Genomic DNA, 17,396 nt, shown 5'->3' with positions numbered 1-17,396 from the left:
CCGATGACTAAAAGAATAGAAGTAAAATACCATATAAATACACCTCCTTCAATATATGTGCACAAAAAAGTGCACTAAGTATATTTAAGTCTATAAAGTGTGTTTAAATATGGTATTATATAGTTGTCGGTCTTTAGTAATGGTTCAGCCAATGGTTAATATTTTTGAAACAACAAACCTAATAGAAAACGAATTGGTGGCTTTGCACGAGAGTGTTAGCTTCAAGTTCAATGCGGTTGTAGAAGAGTTTATAACGATTTTGCGATCTAGTGATTCGCTAGTGTTTGTTCCTTGCAGTATGGGTAAAGACTCCAGCACAGTTTTGAATGCTGCTTCTGAAGCTTATCGAGTTTGTATTCAAAATGGTTGGATCGAAAAAACTCGCCCCTTAATTGTTTCAACGGTTGACACTCTTTCGGAATCACTTCCAATGGTTATGTACACCAGGTGGGTTAAATCTAAGTTTATTGACTATGCAAAAGATAACGATATTAACGTTTACTACGATATTGTCACTCCGTCATTTCATGAAGAGTACGCGAACAAATACCTGACTAGTAATAAGCTAATACCAAATGCACAACGTAATAGTGACTGCAGCTCTATTCTCAAAATTGTTCCTAGCGAAAGATATTTAAAAAACCTATTGGACCGCTTTAAATCAGACGAAGAACTACAGCAATACACCCGTTTTGATGTGATTTGCGCTACAGGGCAAAGAAACAACGAGAGTACAAAGCGAAAAGGTAATATGGTTATTCAGGGAACCAGTGATAAGTCTATAAGTGATTTATTGAAAGAGATGAAAGAGTCTGACTTAAATACAGGCTACCCACTGTTTCTATACGCTCCAATACGTGACTGGTCTACCCAAGAGGTTTTCACTTCCTTAGAACTTTCTGGAGCTAAGCCTCTTACTCGTAGTTTAGCTGGGCTCCCTCCCCTTCCCGGCTTCCTTTCTGATTTCGCCCTGCTTTTGGCCATTTATGGGAATGCTTCTTCTGATGTCTGTGAGATTGCAGTAGGACAAAAGAATTCAAATGGTTGCAATGGATCTAGTCGATTTGGATGCACACTATGCACAATGGTTCAACACGATAAAACCCAAAACTCACTAGCTAAACATACTCGATGGAAAGTGTTTTTACAGGAAGAGGTTCTGCGCATTAGAGATTTCATGTTTCAGCTGAGTTGCAATATGGATGCGAGAATGATGCATGCCAAAGCTATCGATTTTGCAGCATATCAACGAGTAGCATTTCAGCCGAACGTTCTAAAAGTAAAGTATTTAGAAAAGTTGGTTAGGTATTTTGCTCAAATTTCAATTGAGTCATCTAAAAAAGCTGAAGAGTTCAAACGACTATATAAAAGTGGGTACGTCGACCAACATGAAGGCGTTATAGACATCAAAAATGATAGAAGCTTGAACGCTAAAGCCAGAAGAGCATTTCTTGATATGTACATTCAAGAGGCCCAGAAACCCTTAATAAACATTTTTTCTGAAAAGCATGCTGCTTATCTTTCGTTTAGATGGAGTCTAGATGGAGTAAATGCCCTTCCCTATAGACCTTTGGTTATCTGGAATGAACTTTTGAGAGGTAATGGCTGGATTCCTTATCCTAAAAGTAATGCAGAGTACGAATCTATTCATGGAAAAATCAGCATTAACTCATCGAAATTACCTGAAGCCGTATTAATGAAAACTCTTAATGTTGACAATGACCCAGTGCGGTTTATTGATAATCATAAGTCCTTTCTTAGCTACTGGGAGCGTCCAATAGATGCGAGCGATTTGAATGAAAGCGATTTTAACTGCACCACGAAGATCCTCCCTAAAACACAGTTACCTGTAAAAGTGAGTATTGCTCATAATTTAAAGCTGGAACCAATCAGCCAGGACACTTCTCGATCTAAACATTGTGATCTCTTAGGAAGGATTTCAGTGATGGTCAATGCTGAGAGAGTTGAACTCTTTGATTTGATTTCAAGTAACTCTGATAAGGTAATCAAGTTGGAGTGTAATGGACGTAAAGCTTCTAGTGCATTTTCAGAGTACTTTAAAACTAGTCTACTTAAGGGTTATGCAAACAAAAAAGCACTAAATTGGTATAACGAAATTGATGAGCAAATTAGTAGCATTGAATTTAGTTCTATCCAAGAAGCTACGAAAGTGATTTATGCATCCTTTAGTTCTATGTTTGGCGGTGGAAAGATAAACACCAAGCTTTCTATACCCTATCTATCGCATGTTACTGATATCCAATACCAGGAAAAGGCTCGAAAAGTTAAACCTTCATTAGATTTCACAAAACGTGTAGCAAAAATTAGATCAGGTAAACTTACTAAGGGAACAACAAGACTCTCTTTCTATAATCTTGAAACAAATCCAAGACTTCACTATGCGCATGCAGATAATCATAGAGTGCTTCACCCTGACATCGATCTCTTGGGCGAAGAAGTTAAAGATGTTTTTACACCAGCACATTATATTGACCCTAATGCCGCTCTAGGCGACAAGTTAAATATTGTAGTTAATGAAAGAACTCTCAGTCAGTGGCACTTAACCCAACCTTACGAAAGAATTAAAGCTGAACATGATCTTGCACTCATTCAGAACATAAGAAGACGTAGATTGTCTCTCTCTAATAGAAAACAATCAGTACGGTCCACGCAATTAGGAGCTGTGGCACGTTCTATGGTAGAGACAGGGGCCGTTAGGATATCGTTAAAGTACTACCCGACATTCCTCGACATAGCCAAGAGAACAGAGTTACTGTCAGAACTTGGTTGTTTCGACTACCAAGACATGAATGCATCAGAACTAAAACAATTGCCTTTTATGGTTTCTATGCAAAAGCATAGGATCGATAAAGCTAAGCTATTACTTCATGTTCGGGAGCGTAGAAACGCAATAAGACACAAAATAAAGCTGCAACTGTCTAGGCCGTTGGAAGGCTGTGAGAGTAGATTAAGGAATCACTGTGATAGATTGAAGAAATACCTGGCTCGATTTGGTGAATCAACTGTCAAGCTAAACAATCCCACACTATTCTTGACCGATAATCAGCCTCAGATTCATCGAACATTAAAGTGCTGGTCTTTATTAAGCTCAGACTCGTTCAAATCGATTGAAGAGTTCTACAAAAGTTCTCTCTCTACTAACCAACTAACAGAACTGAATGCTAAGCCATCTATTAAGAAGGAAATTACACACTTTACAATCGAACAGCTAAACTCAGTTGTTTCAGTACTAGAGCAATCTATTGCGATGAACTGGGCACTTAAAGGAGTGTATTCAAATGCCATTAATAGTATTGATAGTGAAACAGTTTCAAAAATCGCTAAGGTATCTAAAGACCTATCTAACTTGAAATTTGACGATGTTTTTAAGTATAAAAGTTCAGAGGAATATCTTTGTCTAAAAACTGAATTGAGAAATCTGAATGCAGCTCTATACACGCGACTAAGTAATATCGAAACACCAGCCTCAAATGTGATTAACTTAGACAAACAAGATTTTCTAGCTTCATTTAACCCAAGCGTAGAAAACTACTTAACTCGGTTGGGAGAATATGAGTCAAACCTATCTGAGGCTCTTATCACCCTCGAGTGGTTTAAAGCTCAAATTGAAGATATAAAGAGATTTTCTCTTCGTGAAACAATATCAAAGTTTTCACTCGAACAGCGTCTATCTCTATCAACGGATTTATGTACAATGCCAGTAAATACGAATGTTACAATTTCTCCTGATCGAGTCGATAGTAATATGCATACGACAAAAGTAACTAAACGTTCTACAAGAAATGTAACGCCAAAACCCTTACTCGAATCACTATTAAATCTATAAAACAATTATGTTTACTTATGACTATAAAAACGATTTATCTCTCTTAGCTGAAGCGTTTAAACAGAGTGAAAGCACAATAAAACTGTGGCAGAAATCAAAGCCGAAACAGGCTTTCATGTTGGATAATGCATTCAACTACTGTAATGATTACGATGAACTAAAGCTATTTGTCAACAGGCTGGTGGAATTGGAAACCATAAAAGAGGTTAACGCCGAACTAGGATTGCCTAGTGCTCCAGATCGACTTGTAGATGAAGGCTTCTCTAAGTCTGCCTATTGGAAGTGGTTTAAGGAAAACAGGCACTTGTATGTTGCGATGGTTATGGGGTATTCAGAGTTTAAGGTTCAGAACCTAGTAACCAATACTAACCAGGATTTGATAGCCAAGATACTAACTAACCTAAGTAAAAAGGAGCTGGTATCGCTCTACACCTCTGACCCAGATAGTTTAATTAAGTTAATCAATACGCTTAAGTGATGTGAATTTTTGGGGTGATATACAGTGTATATTCTAATGGGACCAGTATTGATGTCACATTGTAAATATACACTGTATATTTTAAAGGGAGCTATTTGTTAAAATAGTATACAGTGTATATTACTCAGATATCCATCTGGCATAGTGTTCCAGAACTCTTGATTAACTATTAATCAACATGGTTGTTCAAAAAAAAGTATTAGAATATACAATGTATATTCTTAATCTAAAGTGTTTTAAATACTACAATTTTTCAGAATCAAGCGCGTAAGTACCCATCATAGTTGCATCAGCCGAACTGTTTTTCATACTTATGAAAACCACGGACTTACTTTTATCGAATTGGTCATTCGTGCACCCAATTAGACAACGACCCACTTTATGTGGTTTTGTTAATTTGTATATTCCAATGCCGATAGCATTGATTGCTCTAGCGAAACTCTTAGATAGTCCTGCCATAATCAACTTGTTGGCCATTTCGGACAGCTCCTGAGCATATGAATCTGTCATGTTTTCTGCCTTTATCTTTATCATTGAGCTCGAACCAAGCCACCAGTTGTTGTAAGCACCAGACTTACCTTGTGCGAGGACAATGTCTTCGATTGTGTACTCAATACCGAAAATGGTGAGTATGATACAACCACGAATGGCAAAATTGAGTTTACGTGGAATGTCATCCATATAGGTATCTGCTATTGCACCTCCTAGGCCGTTTTCTTTGGGCCAATTTACATTTGACACTAGCCAGTTAGAAACTTCATGTGACCCCTTCCTGCCAGCAAGTACAACCAATTTTGCTGGCTCCTTGTGACAAGCGTTGTAGCAACGGACTCCATCATAAGGTTGACCATGGGTGATACAATGGGATTGTTCTATGAAATTGATATTAGTTAAGCCATCGAGATTAAATTCAAATGCGTTTGAATGAATGGTAGCCACAAAATACTCCTTAGAAAAAGCTCACTTGCCGATACGAATTAATGAATACAGATAAATACTTTCGGAATAACTAATAGTTCATAAGTAAACAGAATGTAAGGTGAGCCTAAGAAAAAAGAATCTAAGTTTGAGCTCTGTTGATACAAGAATGATCTAAGCTTGTTTAGATGAATTAACAAAATAATAGTAAAATTAAGATAAGGGAGATCCATGGAAGGATTGGGTATTATTGTCTTTAACGGTATAGGGATGCTTCTGTGTTTCTCTATTGGTTCTTTCGTTGCGTACTTTGGTTATAAAATTTTCAAAAGAGGCGCCTCGTTAAAGGAAGAGGAGCAACTAATCGAATGGAACAATCTCAAGGTTTCATCAAAAGGTGGAGGAGCAATAGTTACATCATGTTCAGCAATTTGGGCAATTGTGGGCTTATATGTTAGCCCTGGCATTTCAAATACTCCAAATGGGCCGGATTATACATCAATTCATAATAAACAGAATATAGAACTTAAGGTTGCAAGTGCGTACGTTGATGACCCTGAATCTATATTGGATAACCCTGAAGAGTTAAAAAAGTATTTTTCCGAGAGTTTGTCATCAAGAGACTATGACGTTGGAATTATTCACGTGAATGGCCGAATTGGAAGGTTGGATTCAGACTCAACAAACTACTTGGTTGATAGTTCAGGAAATACGACCTTAACAGCTGAGGCAGAAGGGGAGTTTGGTAAAGTACTAGTTTTATTCAGACCAAAAGTTAATGAAAAAAATCAATTGATATTTGATGCAGATGCTTTGGTTAAGAATGTGGATATAAATCGTCTAGATAAAGTAAAGAGTTCAGACTAATAAATCTTTACTATTCAAGCTACGTTGGTCTTTGGTCATTACCCATAAATCACTGAATAACCCACAGAAACAGAAATACCCAGAATCAATATGCACTTTACGACATTACCTCTAATGGTACAATGCGACATAATTTTCAATAAAAATACTACAAAATGTTCCTAAGAATAGAAAAAATTACAGTTAAGAATCTGTTTGGTTTTTTAAACTATGACATTGAACTTCCAGAGTCCGATCATGTGGTTATTACAGGCCCCAATGGCTATGGTAAGACTATGCTTCTCAAATTGATTCATAATGCTATCTCAAATAACTACAAAGAATTATCTAAAATAAGTTTTGATACATTCGAACTGAAAACCAATCTTGGTCTTGTCCGTTACTTCAACTCAGAATCTGGTATGCAGATCGAGTCATTTCTTAATGACGCAAAAAAGATCATCATTCCTTCAACCCAAAACTTGTCTGAAGAAAAGGTATTTGATTACAGAAAAGCTTTTTCTATTCTTATCCATTCTGTACATCTGAATGACGAAACTGAAGCATATAGCATCATTACAAAGCAAAGAGCGTTTCTAGAAGATAAAATGAAGTTTGCGCTAAGTAAATTGCACAAGCTTGACCAGTTGGTTTATGACTTATTTTCATGCATTTCAATAGAATCACACGAAGTTCAAAATAACGCATTACCGTACATGCAGAAAGAGAGGATAGTTGGCCTACAAGACCTGTTAGCACCTTACACTCGTTTCGGATTGCTACCAAAGTCGAGTAAGTATCTCGAATTGAATGACTTAAACCTTGTATCAGACTACACCATTAACTTGAGTGATAAATTGGATGAAATATTCTATGAAGAATCTTTGCATGAAGACTTTGTAGGACGTTTGAGCGAGTTCTCGAAGCTAATTGAGAAGAAAAAGTTTTCATTTAAAACTATAGCAGTTAACCCGGAATACGGCTTCGCATTCTTCAATCATGTTGGTGCTAATATACCTTTAGAAAAGTTGTCTTCAGGCGAGAAGAACCAAGTATCTATTTTCTTTGATCTAATTTTCAAAGCAGAAAATGGTGCAATCATTTTGATAGACGAACCTGAGGTATCTCTACACATTTCATGGCAGAAAGACCTCCTTAATGAGTTCTCTCAAATATCAAAGTTTAATCACTACTCACAGCTTATAGTAACAACGCATTCACCGGATGTGATTGGTGATGAATGGGAAAGTTCAATTGACCTCTTTGACAAGCATGTGATTGCAAAGAGTAACTAGTTATGTCGAGTTTAAGAGATGCTACCAGAGAACGTAGCGATGAAACTAAATTTAGCGCTCTGCTTTTACAGGTCCAAACTGACCACGTAGGCAATAGGATTATATTTGTTGTTGAAGGCGACTCCGATATTACTCTGTTTAACATGGTGTTGAGAAATACAGAGTTCTTTTACTGCACTCCAGCAAGTGGAAAGGCGGATGTCATAGAAGCTGTTGATAGGCTGAGGACTCGTATTTCTAATCAAGTTTACGGTATAGTCGATGCAGACTTCGACCACGTACTAGAAAAGACTTACAACGATACATTTATGACGGACGTGCATGATGCAGAAATTATGATGCTTCATGATGAATTTATCACAGATTTTATAACTGAACATACACAAAATCATATTCTGGGTCCGATGCAGATCGATGAAGTTGGTCAGAGATTAATGAGTAATCTGATGAGCGTCTGTAATGAAATCGGTCTTGTAAAACTCGCTTGTAGGTTGCTGAATTTGAATGTGAGATTCAAAGGTATGAACTACTTTACTAGCGAAGCTGTGACGGTTAACGATTTTAATGTGTCAATAAACATTCAAATCTTAATCGAAGCTGCAATCAGAAGAAGTCCGAGAGTAGAACAAACTCATTGTATCGACATATACAATAAATACGTAGAGTTAAATCAAGCTGGTTATTGTATATATCAGACCGCGAATGGGCATGACTTTTGCCAGTTGCTGGCTCAAGTGTTTAAGCAACCATTATCATCAGATAGAAATGTAACTGTCAAAGGGGTAGAGAAGTATCTTCGAAGCAAATATACAAAGGAGAACTTTGAGCGGACTAATTTATATGAGCAAATGATTAGACTTATTGAGACCGATGCAGAGGTAGAAGAAGTAGCGTAGTTTTTAGGATATCATATTGCCTCATTTCAACAGAAGTGAGGCGTCAATAACTATAACTTTCGTTACTCACTTACTTGAACAACTTTGTTGCCGAAGTATCTTAGTACTTTAGTTGTCCTACCGTTGATGACTGGCAAATCTTCTTTGTTAATCCATCCAATTAGCTCCTGAACATTAGATTTTCCGAATTGGTTCAACTTATACTCACTATCGTATATGCAGTTTGCCATACGTGTTACAGGGTCTCCAGTGCCGTATAGTAGGTATATCAGAGTCTTTTTTACCCTCTGTTCTTCATTACTTCCCATAAAGCTCTCCTTTAATGTATTGAGGCCACCTTTGTAGAAGCGAAACCGGTCATGGAAAGAGTGCAGAACGCAAAGTGCCTCAACTATATCAATCATTGAAGCTGATATGATTGCTTCCTTTGAACCGAGGACTTTTTTTATAAGGGGATAATTATGCGGAACAATGCGATCCTCAAAATGTTCCCATTTTGTATTCATCCATTCATTAATAAGTTTTGCCGTTTTAGACCGTTGTTGTTCATCCCATCCAAGAGGTTGGTGCTTCCAAGTGTCTTGAGTGGCATAGAAGTCGCGAACAAAGCTGAAGAATGAGTCAATTTCTAATCTTAATGGTATTAAGTCACCGTTAACTTTTCTATCGAAGGTTTTGTAGATTTCTACTATTCGATTAAAAGCACTAACTGATTCTTGATATGAACGCTGGTATGTATCTTGGAAAATAGACTTCTGTGATGCTTTCTTTTTACCGCGATTGATGTTCGAGAAGTTCACATCCCCCATGGTGTCGATGACATCGTGTTCCATGTCATTTAATAGTTTATTTGCATGATAGTACTTGTTATAGATACTCCGATAGCATTTGACTGCATCTCTATTGAGCACTTTTGCGTCACGCCAGTATTCACTGAATAACTCTTGCAGTTCTATAAATCTATGATCTTCCGGGTGGATGCCAATCATAACTTCTTGATTAGAATATATGGCGGATCGAGTTAGATTCGCTGAACCCAACAAGATGGACTTATCACCAAAAATGTAAAGCTTAGGATGGAATGAGTTGGTCGTGAAGAACCTAGCTTCAACCTTATTATTGTTTAGTAATCTATCTAGTGCAGATGGTGAGGTTGGAAAACCAAGTCGCACAATGATTTTTAAATTACATCCTTTTCCAAGGACCTCATCTATAACATCAAACTCTGTGAAAAAAGCTGAAGCAATGAATAAGTCCATTCCATCTTCTATATGATCTGTGATGCCATGTTTAATGAAATCATTTTTTGAAGTTCGATTAGTATACAAGTCCATTGGTTTGCTCTCATCACTCTCTTAAAATAGTACAAGCCATTGAGGTTGATAAAAGAGTAACTTATATCAGTAAAAGGATACACTGGCCTAAAGAATTCTGTGGCTACAAGCTTATTTTCGCAAGTTTGGAGTTGATCAAGTAAAGATATTAGGGGAGGGGGAGTTGTATATTTTCTGGTTTGAAAAAAAGAACCCCCTCCTACGCAAAAGCGTAAGAGGGGGACAGAGATAAACGCTTGGGGGCAATTTAACTCCGAAGCGAATTATATACAGGTTTACAGCTTAGTTCAAAGAAAATGACACTATAAACAGTTAAATGCCCAATTTTTCAGCATGATAGATAAACGCCACACTATATGGATAATCCCCAATCTCCTAAAAGCTGATCAAGCTGCTGCTTTTGCTCATCGCTTATATTTTTAACTGTGAAACTGAACTCACCTTTCAAGGAGTCATGTTTTACGTGAACTTCAGAGCCGTTATCAAGTTTCTTCTTAAGTTTCTTTGGCTTTGTCAATGCATCTTGCCCTTGATCCTCATCATGCTCGGCATAGCTGTATGACAGAATCTTTTTTACGATTTGAGCGTTGGCGTGTTTAGCACTTAATGCTGTAAGCCTTAGGTTTTCTGTCTCTTCTAATAAAGATGAGCAAAAATTTTCAAAGCCTGATTTTTCTTTATCAGAAAGGCTAGTTATTTTCTTGTCTAATTCAATTATTGAAGGTCTTCCTAGATCAGGAACACTAGGAATGACATCTATTAGCCATTTTGGTAGCTCTGCCGCTTTTATACCAGCTGAGACTAAGTTTTTGTCATAGCCTTTCTCGGTGGCAATCTGAATATTGTTCAAACCTTGTTCTTTCTTGAGGTTCAGCCATTGCTTACCTAACTCATAGAGAGACATGGGTCTATGTGTATTACTTACTTCAGATAAAGACTGCTTACTTTCGCGTGTAATATTTTGACTTGTAGCATAGATCTTAAAACCGCGCTTACTGTAGAAACAACCGCTTCTGCGTTGAGAGCCATCAATAACTTCATAAGTGACACCCCCTTGTGAATCAGTGTGTTTTATAGCAAGACCGGGATAGAGTTGACCCTTATCAGAGATCTTGTTGGTAATATCTATAACTGACAGCCGAGACATAATTGATTGATCTCGAACATTATCCTCTGATACGAATGTTTCGGCTTCAATTTTATCAAAAGGAATTTCGACCAGTTGAAACAAGACTTCTTGGCCATCAACCGCAATTTCTAGTTCGGATACTCCTGCTTGAGCTGCCTCGTTAAGGAGTTGCTCCTCTTTCGTTGTGATTGCAACACTATCTGATGATAACTTCGAGGTACGATTACCACCTGGTGTATAAGCTTGGACATTTCTTCTATGACTTGACATGGTGCCCTCTTTATAAATCGATATCTTTTAAGTGATCTTTAAGCTCATTTGCTAAATCAATTACTGAGTCCTTAGAGTCACGTAGCTGTCGAGGGATACAAATACCTTCGCTAGAAGCGACATCTAGTACTGTTCGATAATTTTTGGCTGCGGTATCAAAAGCATTTGAGCGAATGATGTAGTTATTGAATACCATGGAACGGTACTCATCTTTGATACGATTTGATAGCTCAGTATCTCGGTCTTTCTCTTCTTCGACGTTGGTACGGGCAATTTTAATCCAACGAATACCTTCTGAACCTTCTGGCAAAGCTCGAACCTGGTTAGGTAAATTATCCAAGAATTGAGTTGTGGAGCTCCAGTCGAGAGCCTTTGGAGATACTGGTACCAACAAACCATTACAAGCGTACAGTGCACTCCAAGTAAGCGGGTTGATTTGAGGTCCTGTATCAATAAAGATTAAGTCGTATTGGTTACGAATAGGGTCGATAACTCGTTCTTTTAATCTTGGAATTAGGTTTTCTTCTCCGAGCCAATGTAAAGACGAAAATCGCTCATCCTCAGGAAACGCTGGCATGATTCGAACATTAGGTAAGAAGGTATTAAGGATTGCTTCATCAATAATATCCTCATGACTTAAACCATAATTCACGAAATTTTGATATAGAGAATCTTTACCCTCAAGATCCGCTGTCATAATGTCAACGGCAGTGAGTTGGTCCAGATCATTTTGTTTGTATTCCTTAGATTGAGCGAACAATTTAAGTGAACCCTGTGGATCTAAATCAATGATTAGAATGCGGATACGTTCAAGGTGCTGTAAACCTAATGCCTGAGCCAGGTTAATAGTCGTCATGGACTTACCTGTACCACCTTTCTGGTTCTGTACATTGATAATATGAGTACCACGATTAAAATCAGACCATTTTGGCTTACCAGCTAAATCGAGAATTTCATGAATATAGTCTGGCGAATACGCATACTTACCACGGATCATTTCAGGTGGTTGATAGCCTTGCTCCACCCAATCTTCTTCCTTTTTCTTAAACGTGTTGACAGAGTCCCAGCCACACATTTTGCTCATTTTGGTTTGTGGAACTGAGTGATTAAGAATGACCTTGCTGACTTCAAACTGTTCATCGAGTACAACCTTCGATTGCTGAAGGATGTTTGCTCGACGTTCTGACTCGGTACGACTTACGCTCTCGTTTGCTTTTTCCAAATTCTGCAAAACGGATTCAGTGACTGATGACATTGTGACTCTCCATAAAATTGACAGTCACATTGTCAATTAACAGGTGATGACTGTCAATGATAATTAATGGGTATCAATGATATGTTGAGGCTATCATTTTTATTTGAGGCTTTCATCACAGAATCCTAATGAAAAAAGTCAAATACAGTGCGAACAGAATCTATAGGTTGATTTTGTCGCTGTATATGGTCAGATATCTGAGTGTACAGAAACACAATGTATAAGCTAAGCTATTAATAAATAGAGAAAAAATAATGAGCGACATTAAAGAGCAATTGCTAGTATTTTTGAGAGAACGGACCGCGGTAGAGGCTGTTGTGTCTCCGAGTGTTTATGTAAAAAGTACTGCAATCCCACGCGAAGATAAGTTAGAAATTGTATTACATCGGCAGTCTACTCCATATAACAGTAAACATTTCATTGATGTGATGATAGAAGTACCTTTAGAAATCAACAGAAAAAATTACGAAATTATTAAGAGCTGGCCTATGTGCAAACTAAACGAATACTCAGATTCTAGTATGTTATTAGTGAAACGCGAAGACTAAAAATCTTGAGTTGTTGAGTAAAGTATGCTTAACGTATATAGTTAAGCATACTTTACAAAGATAGGTTTCTTGTTACCGTGACTAAAGACGAATACATTGAGTGCTATAAACGAAAAGGTTGGACTACAGCACACCTAGCCAATCGGTGGGGGTTTAGCAAGGTAAGAGTCTACCAAATTGCAGAGGAAGTTGAGCTAGGGCATAGTAAGAAACAAGCTCATATAGATATGCTTAACGGGCTACCCAAAGCGCCAAAATCTATTCGAAAACCCTATAAAGAAAACTAGGAGAAGCTTGTGAAAAGGCTTGAGAATGTAATGGAGAATAACAACCTAGCTTTGAGCTTTGGTCCTGCAATAGACTTCTTTGTTGACTGGGGCTTCAAGATAGCGCTTTTAATTTTTGTAGTGGTGTTTATTTCATCTCTAATCACTACTTACTTCAATGGTGCACTACATACTAATGCTCTGTCTGTATTTGGATTGACAGGTTATTTAATCGCTAGTGCTATATATCAAGGCCTGAACGATCATCATCGGGGATACTAATATAAATTTTTCATTTGGCGCTATACAAGAATTGAATCGCGTTCCGTCGCCGGAACGCTGTGAGTCAAAACAAGGTCAAACGTGATATGACATTCAAAGCCGTGCTCCGTTCGGAGACCATTTACTAAGTTGGTGCTCCTCTTTGTTTGGTTCATTTGATAGTGTTTTTGCCTGAGGTTTTTGACCAAGCAAAGCACTTCTTGATCGCTGCTTCTACGATAGATATTTCTACAAAACTACCACTTGTTTAATCCTCTTCGGTATCAAGTGGCATTAGCCATTTATTGAAAGCACCCTAAATCTAACAGTTGCCTTTTTATTTCAGCGAACTGGTCAATGTCAATTATGCTTAGTTGCAGCATTCTATTTGTAATGAATTTTGGTGTTACGTTCATCTGTAAAGCTATCTGCCTCAAACCAATATCTTGACTCAAGTAATTCATCAATTGCTCGTCACTCGAACTGTTCCAGCTATTGGTGGAACGAGGAACACTTTGAGTGATAGTAGTGTTGGTCGAGGTTGCATTTTTCGGCAATTGTTTAGGTTTAATTGATATTTGGTTCTCTGTGTTGTGGCATAAAGAACTTATGCTTTCTACTAGCCCAATTAGACCGTACTCAAAATGAATGTATGGAGTGAAAGTGATAGAAACTATAGATGCATTAGATAGTATCGACTTCGCTAAATCCATTTCGTTGCATTTGTTTTTAGGGATCAACAAATTTATCTTGCCTTCACATTTAGTCTCGATACCAATTACAAGTCCGCCTCTTTTTTCGTGCATTGCATCACTAATAACACCAGCAAAAGTACATTTGGGGCTAAACTTTGATACTCGTTTTCGCCAAGCGTCTCGGTCACGACTTTGCAGTGAAGTAATATATTGCTGACTTGTAGAGGCTGATTTTGGTCCAACAGAGATAATCCATTTAATGAGTGATGGCCAATTTGAGATTTTCATGAGCTGTACCTGAAGGATAATTACACAGTATAAATACCACATTAACACACGCGCGAGTTGAAATAAATCGAATTTATAAAGATTATGGAATATAGTAAATATGTCATTTGAGGATAAATAACAAGGTCTAAAATTATGGTTTATAGCTATATCATTACCCGAGATAGAGAGCGTATTGTAGACAACCTAATGGAACACGGTGAGTTTTCTAATGGTTCAATTAAAGGTAAAGAGTTAAGCCTTGATCATCCATTAGCAAATGAGATGGTAGATACCTTAAAACTAGTGCCTCAAGGCATGGCCAATACCTATTACACCCTTCACCATTTGAAACAGCAAGATTGGGATGTGACTCATGAAAATGGTTATGAGAACTCTCTCATTGCGAGCTTTAGTTTAAATGGAAACCTAAGTTCACTTTTAGATAAAGTCAAAAGTGGAGAGGGGTTTAAGGTAGAAACGAATACCTTCCAGGAGTTCATTGAATCGAATCAAGGTATCGATTTAATCGTAGATTTTCAAAATACGATCACTCAGTCTGATTGTTGGACACCCCAAGGAAAATTAAACAACCCATTAATATCGAACTTCACTGTGGATATGGAGCGTCTTTCAGAGTGGCCCGGCATGCTCGAAGCACTAAATAATCTAGGTATTGATTCAACAAATTTAGAAAACGCTATTAGTGAAATTGGTTTAGAGTCTGCTCTGGAGCTTTGTAAAAGACCAGAAGTACTTTTAGCTTATCAATATAGCCAGGGAAGATTTGCAGACTTGCCAAAGAAGAATCTACCCGGTGCAAGATTTATTCAGAATTTAGATTTAGTAGAAATTGCTGAAGAGTACTTGAAGTTCACTACTGCTCAAAAGCTTGAGGGCGTTGAACCAGACTTTAAACAGTTTTTGTTAGAGCAAGGGGAATCATTAAATGACAAAATTGATAGCGCCGTTAAATCACAAGTTTTATCGTTTATGAATGAGATGCAGCTCGATGACTCCAAAGAAAGTATTGAGTTACTAGACGAAACTGCAACAACACTATACAAACAATTAGATCCGCGAAACGAATTAATGGGCTTAAGGTACCACCTTGAAAAATTACTAGACGTATATACAAAAGAATCAGAAGTAGACCATGAAGCTCTATCATTACAATTAAATTTGCAGTTGGATGAGTACAGTGAGAGGGATGCTTTCAATACTTGGTTATTAAACAACATCTTAGAATGCAAGTTAGAGCCGAGTGTAGAACTAAAAAGTAAACATGAAGCTATGGCCTTCCTTGAAAACTCCAATAATGTCACTATTCCGCAGATGATGGCAGCATTAGTACATTTATCTAACCAAGACCTTAGTAAAATACAAGCGACCCTGGATGGTGAGCTTGTTGGGCCAACTAACCATACATCTGAGTATTATGCGGACCTTATTAAAAAATTTGAAGGGATAGTATCCCAGTTATCGGTGGACCAAGGTATTGATGTATCAAAAGCAAAGGAAGATGTATTCAGTAGAATAGTGGAATCTTTATCGCTAAACAAACCTGTTTCGCAAGAAGCTTTGAGCGATAGTTTATCGAATGAATTATACCAGCTAGCTGAGGCTACAAGGTTTTCGCCAATAGGTTCTGAGAAAGCTGACCCCATTCAAAAACTGACCATAAAAGATGTTCGAGCAATCATTTTACCTGAAGCAGTAACTGAGCCTGAAATTATCGATCAAATGTTGGCAATAGAGAAGCTGAGGGAGGAAGGCTTTAAAGGTAAAACTATTCTTTACAGTGAGCTCGAGCGTGATGGTAAAGCTCAAGCTGTACATTCTTTTATAAAACATAATCCTGACACGTTAAGAACAATAGGTGCTGCTCCCACTTCCCAAGTAGATCCTGAGCTGGATATCCCCAAATCAATAAAGATTCTTGAAGAGATTCAGGCTAATCACCCTTACTTAAAGATTCGTGTACATGAAACGATAGATTCAATGAACTTTCTTAGTAATGATCTGAAAAGTTACAGCTCTACACTCGCTGGGGTTGCCCACAATGGTGAAATGCATGTGAATCTACAAAGTGAACATAACGCATATGAGTCAGGACTTCGAAAGACTATTGCACATGAAGCGGTACACTTGGGATTTAAGAAGATGTTCACAAACTCCGAGTATGTGGACCTTATGGAGACTGTTTGGCAAAACATTTCCACTGAAGACAAGGCTACAATAAAACAAAACTATGGGCACCTTGATGAAAACAAGCCTCTAGATAGACGTAGCCTTGCGGAAGAATGGTTAGCTATGAAGGCTGAAAGTATTGATCTAAGAGATATTGATCGTATACAGCCAGTTATTAAGGTTTCATTGGTTAACAAGCTCCAAGGGTTTAGGGATTCTGTTCTCAAGAAATTAGGCAAGGTTACCGAGACCTCTTTAAATGTGGATGAGCTCCTGGTAAACGCGATTAAAAAGGCTGGAGAGTTCAACCAGTTCATTGATGGTAAAGTAATTGATCAAGGTTTGGTCGTTAGAAAAACAGGTTATGTTGAACATGAGCATCAGTCGTTTGACCTGTATCGTGGTTATAAAGCGAATTTAGACGCTGGTAGAAATTTATCTACAGAGGTGCAGATTGCAGCTAAACAAGACTTTATCCATAAGTACTCGAACAATGGGCACATTAAACTCTTAAATATCACTTTCGATAATAATAATGAACCCAAACTTGAAGGTAGTCAGTTAAGCCTACCGTACTCTGCAAACCCCAAGGACCTTCTTGAGATATTAAGGCAGGTTGAGGTAAGTTCGTGGACAGGTAAACCATCTTTGCATTCTAACATAAGTACTGAAATAGAAGCTGTTGACAGGGCTGAAGCAACTCCACCAGCAGTTGTTAAAGCCAAGCTTGGTAATATAGTTAATGAGTTCACTATAGATACATCTGTGAATAATGAAATTCTCAATAAGCTTTCTGGACCAGTAAAAGACAAGTGCAAACAAGTAGACGAAAAAGTTAAACAAGAGGTTGACACTGATATGAATTTAGGAATTGGATTTTAAATTGTATATGCTGTAACCT

13 protein-coding genes are annotated in these 17,396 nt (G+C 37.6%); 8 read left to right on the top strand and 5 right to left on the bottom strand.

Annotated elements, in window-relative coordinates; all coding sequences use genetic code 11:
• The first annotated feature begins 139 nt into the window (after positions 1–139).
• Positions 140–3,847 (top strand): hypothetical protein, encoded by a 3,708-nt coding sequence (locus R7044_RS19260; RefSeq protein ID WP_139351517.1) that lies wholly within the window; start codon positions 140–142, stop codon positions 3,845–3,847.
• Between the two features lie 7 nt (positions 3,848–3,854).
• Entirely contained in the window at positions 3,855–4,325 is a 471-nt protein-coding gene (locus R7044_RS19255) for a hypothetical protein (protein ID WP_025633942.1), read from the top strand.
• 243 nt (positions 4,326–4,568) lie between these two features.
• Here R7044_RS19255 and R7044_RS19250 read toward each other — a convergent pair whose 3' ends face one another.
• A complete protein-coding gene (locus tag R7044_RS19250; protein WP_025633943.1) occupies positions 4,569–5,264 on the bottom strand; it encodes a hypothetical protein in 696 nt (231 codons plus the stop codon).
• Positions 5,265–5,474: 210 nt separating this feature from the next.
• On the opposite strand from R7044_RS19250, the gene R7044_RS19245 reads away from it, so the two are divergent.
• The 3 genes from R7044_RS19245 to R7044_RS19235 all read left to right on the top strand — a co-directional run bounded on the left by R7044_RS19245 (position 5,475) and on the right by R7044_RS19235 (position 8,280).
• Positions 5,475–6,110, top strand: a complete 636-nt coding sequence (locus R7044_RS19245; RefSeq protein WP_025633944.1) for a hypothetical protein — start codon at positions 5,475–5,477, stop codon at positions 6,108–6,110.
• 155 nt (positions 6,111–6,265) lie between these two features.
• Positions 6,266–7,384 (top strand): AAA family ATPase, encoded by a 1,119-nt coding sequence (locus tag R7044_RS19240; RefSeq protein WP_025633946.1) that lies wholly within the window; start codon positions 6,266–6,268, stop codon positions 7,382–7,384.
• Between the two features lie 2 nt (positions 7,385–7,386).
• The gene (locus R7044_RS19235; RefSeq protein WP_025633948.1) at positions 7,387–8,280 is read left to right on the top strand and encodes a DUF4435 domain-containing protein; all 894 of its coding nucleotides are present in this window, start codon (positions 7,387–7,389) and stop codon (positions 8,278–8,280) included.
• 62 nt (positions 8,281–8,342) lie between these two features.
• Here the strand turns inward: R7044_RS19235 and R7044_RS19230 are convergent, their stop codons facing one another.
• The 3 genes from R7044_RS19230 to R7044_RS19220 form a co-directional block, all read right to left on the bottom strand.
• Positions 8,343–9,614 carry a phospholipase D family protein gene (locus tag R7044_RS19230; RefSeq protein WP_025633950.1) on the bottom strand — a complete coding sequence of 424 codons (1,272 nt, stop codon included), beginning with the start codon at positions 9,612–9,614 and terminating at the stop codon, positions 8,343–8,345.
• Positions 9,615–9,966: 352 nt separating this feature from the next.
• A complete protein-coding gene (locus R7044_RS19225; protein ID WP_025633951.1) occupies positions 9,967–11,013 on the bottom strand; it encodes a ParB N-terminal domain-containing protein in 1,047 nt (348 codons plus the stop codon).
• A 10-nt stretch (positions 11,014–11,023) separates the two neighbouring features.
• A complete protein-coding gene (locus tag R7044_RS19220; protein WP_025633952.1) occupies positions 11,024–12,268 on the bottom strand; it encodes a ParA family protein in 1,245 nt (414 codons plus the stop codon).
• A gap of 254 nt (positions 12,269–12,522) precedes the next feature.
• Between R7044_RS19220 and R7044_RS19215 the strand changes: the two genes are divergently transcribed.
• Together R7044_RS19215 and R7044_RS19210 are read left to right on the top strand one after the other, a co-directional pair.
• A complete protein-coding gene (locus tag R7044_RS19215) occupies positions 12,523–12,816 on the top strand; it encodes a hypothetical protein (protein WP_025633953.1) in 294 nt (97 codons plus the stop codon).
• A gap of 296 nt (positions 12,817–13,112) precedes the next feature.
• Entirely contained in the window at positions 13,113–13,364 is a 252-nt protein-coding gene (locus tag R7044_RS19210) for a hypothetical protein (RefSeq protein ID WP_025633956.1), read from the top strand.
• A gap of 281 nt (positions 13,365–13,645) precedes the next feature.
• Here the strand turns inward: R7044_RS19210 and R7044_RS19205 are convergent, their stop codons facing one another.
• Positions 13,646–14,326: a hypothetical protein gene (locus R7044_RS19205; protein WP_025633958.1), complete on the bottom strand. Its 681-nt coding sequence runs from the start codon at positions 14,324–14,326 to the stop codon at positions 13,646–13,648.
• 135 nt (positions 14,327–14,461) lie between these two features.
• Between R7044_RS19205 and R7044_RS19200 the strand changes: the two genes are divergently transcribed.
• Positions 14,462–17,377 carry a hypothetical protein gene (locus R7044_RS19200; protein WP_225455763.1) on the top strand — a complete coding sequence of 972 codons (2,916 nt, stop codon included), beginning with the start codon at positions 14,462–14,464 and terminating at the stop codon, positions 17,375–17,377.
• Positions 17,378–17,396: the final 19 nt, after the last annotated feature.

The organism is Vibrio sp. 1402 (assembly GCF_033340275.1).
Note: the sequence above shows the minus strand (reverse complement) of the source record. Positions and strands in the feature narration are given on the sequence as shown.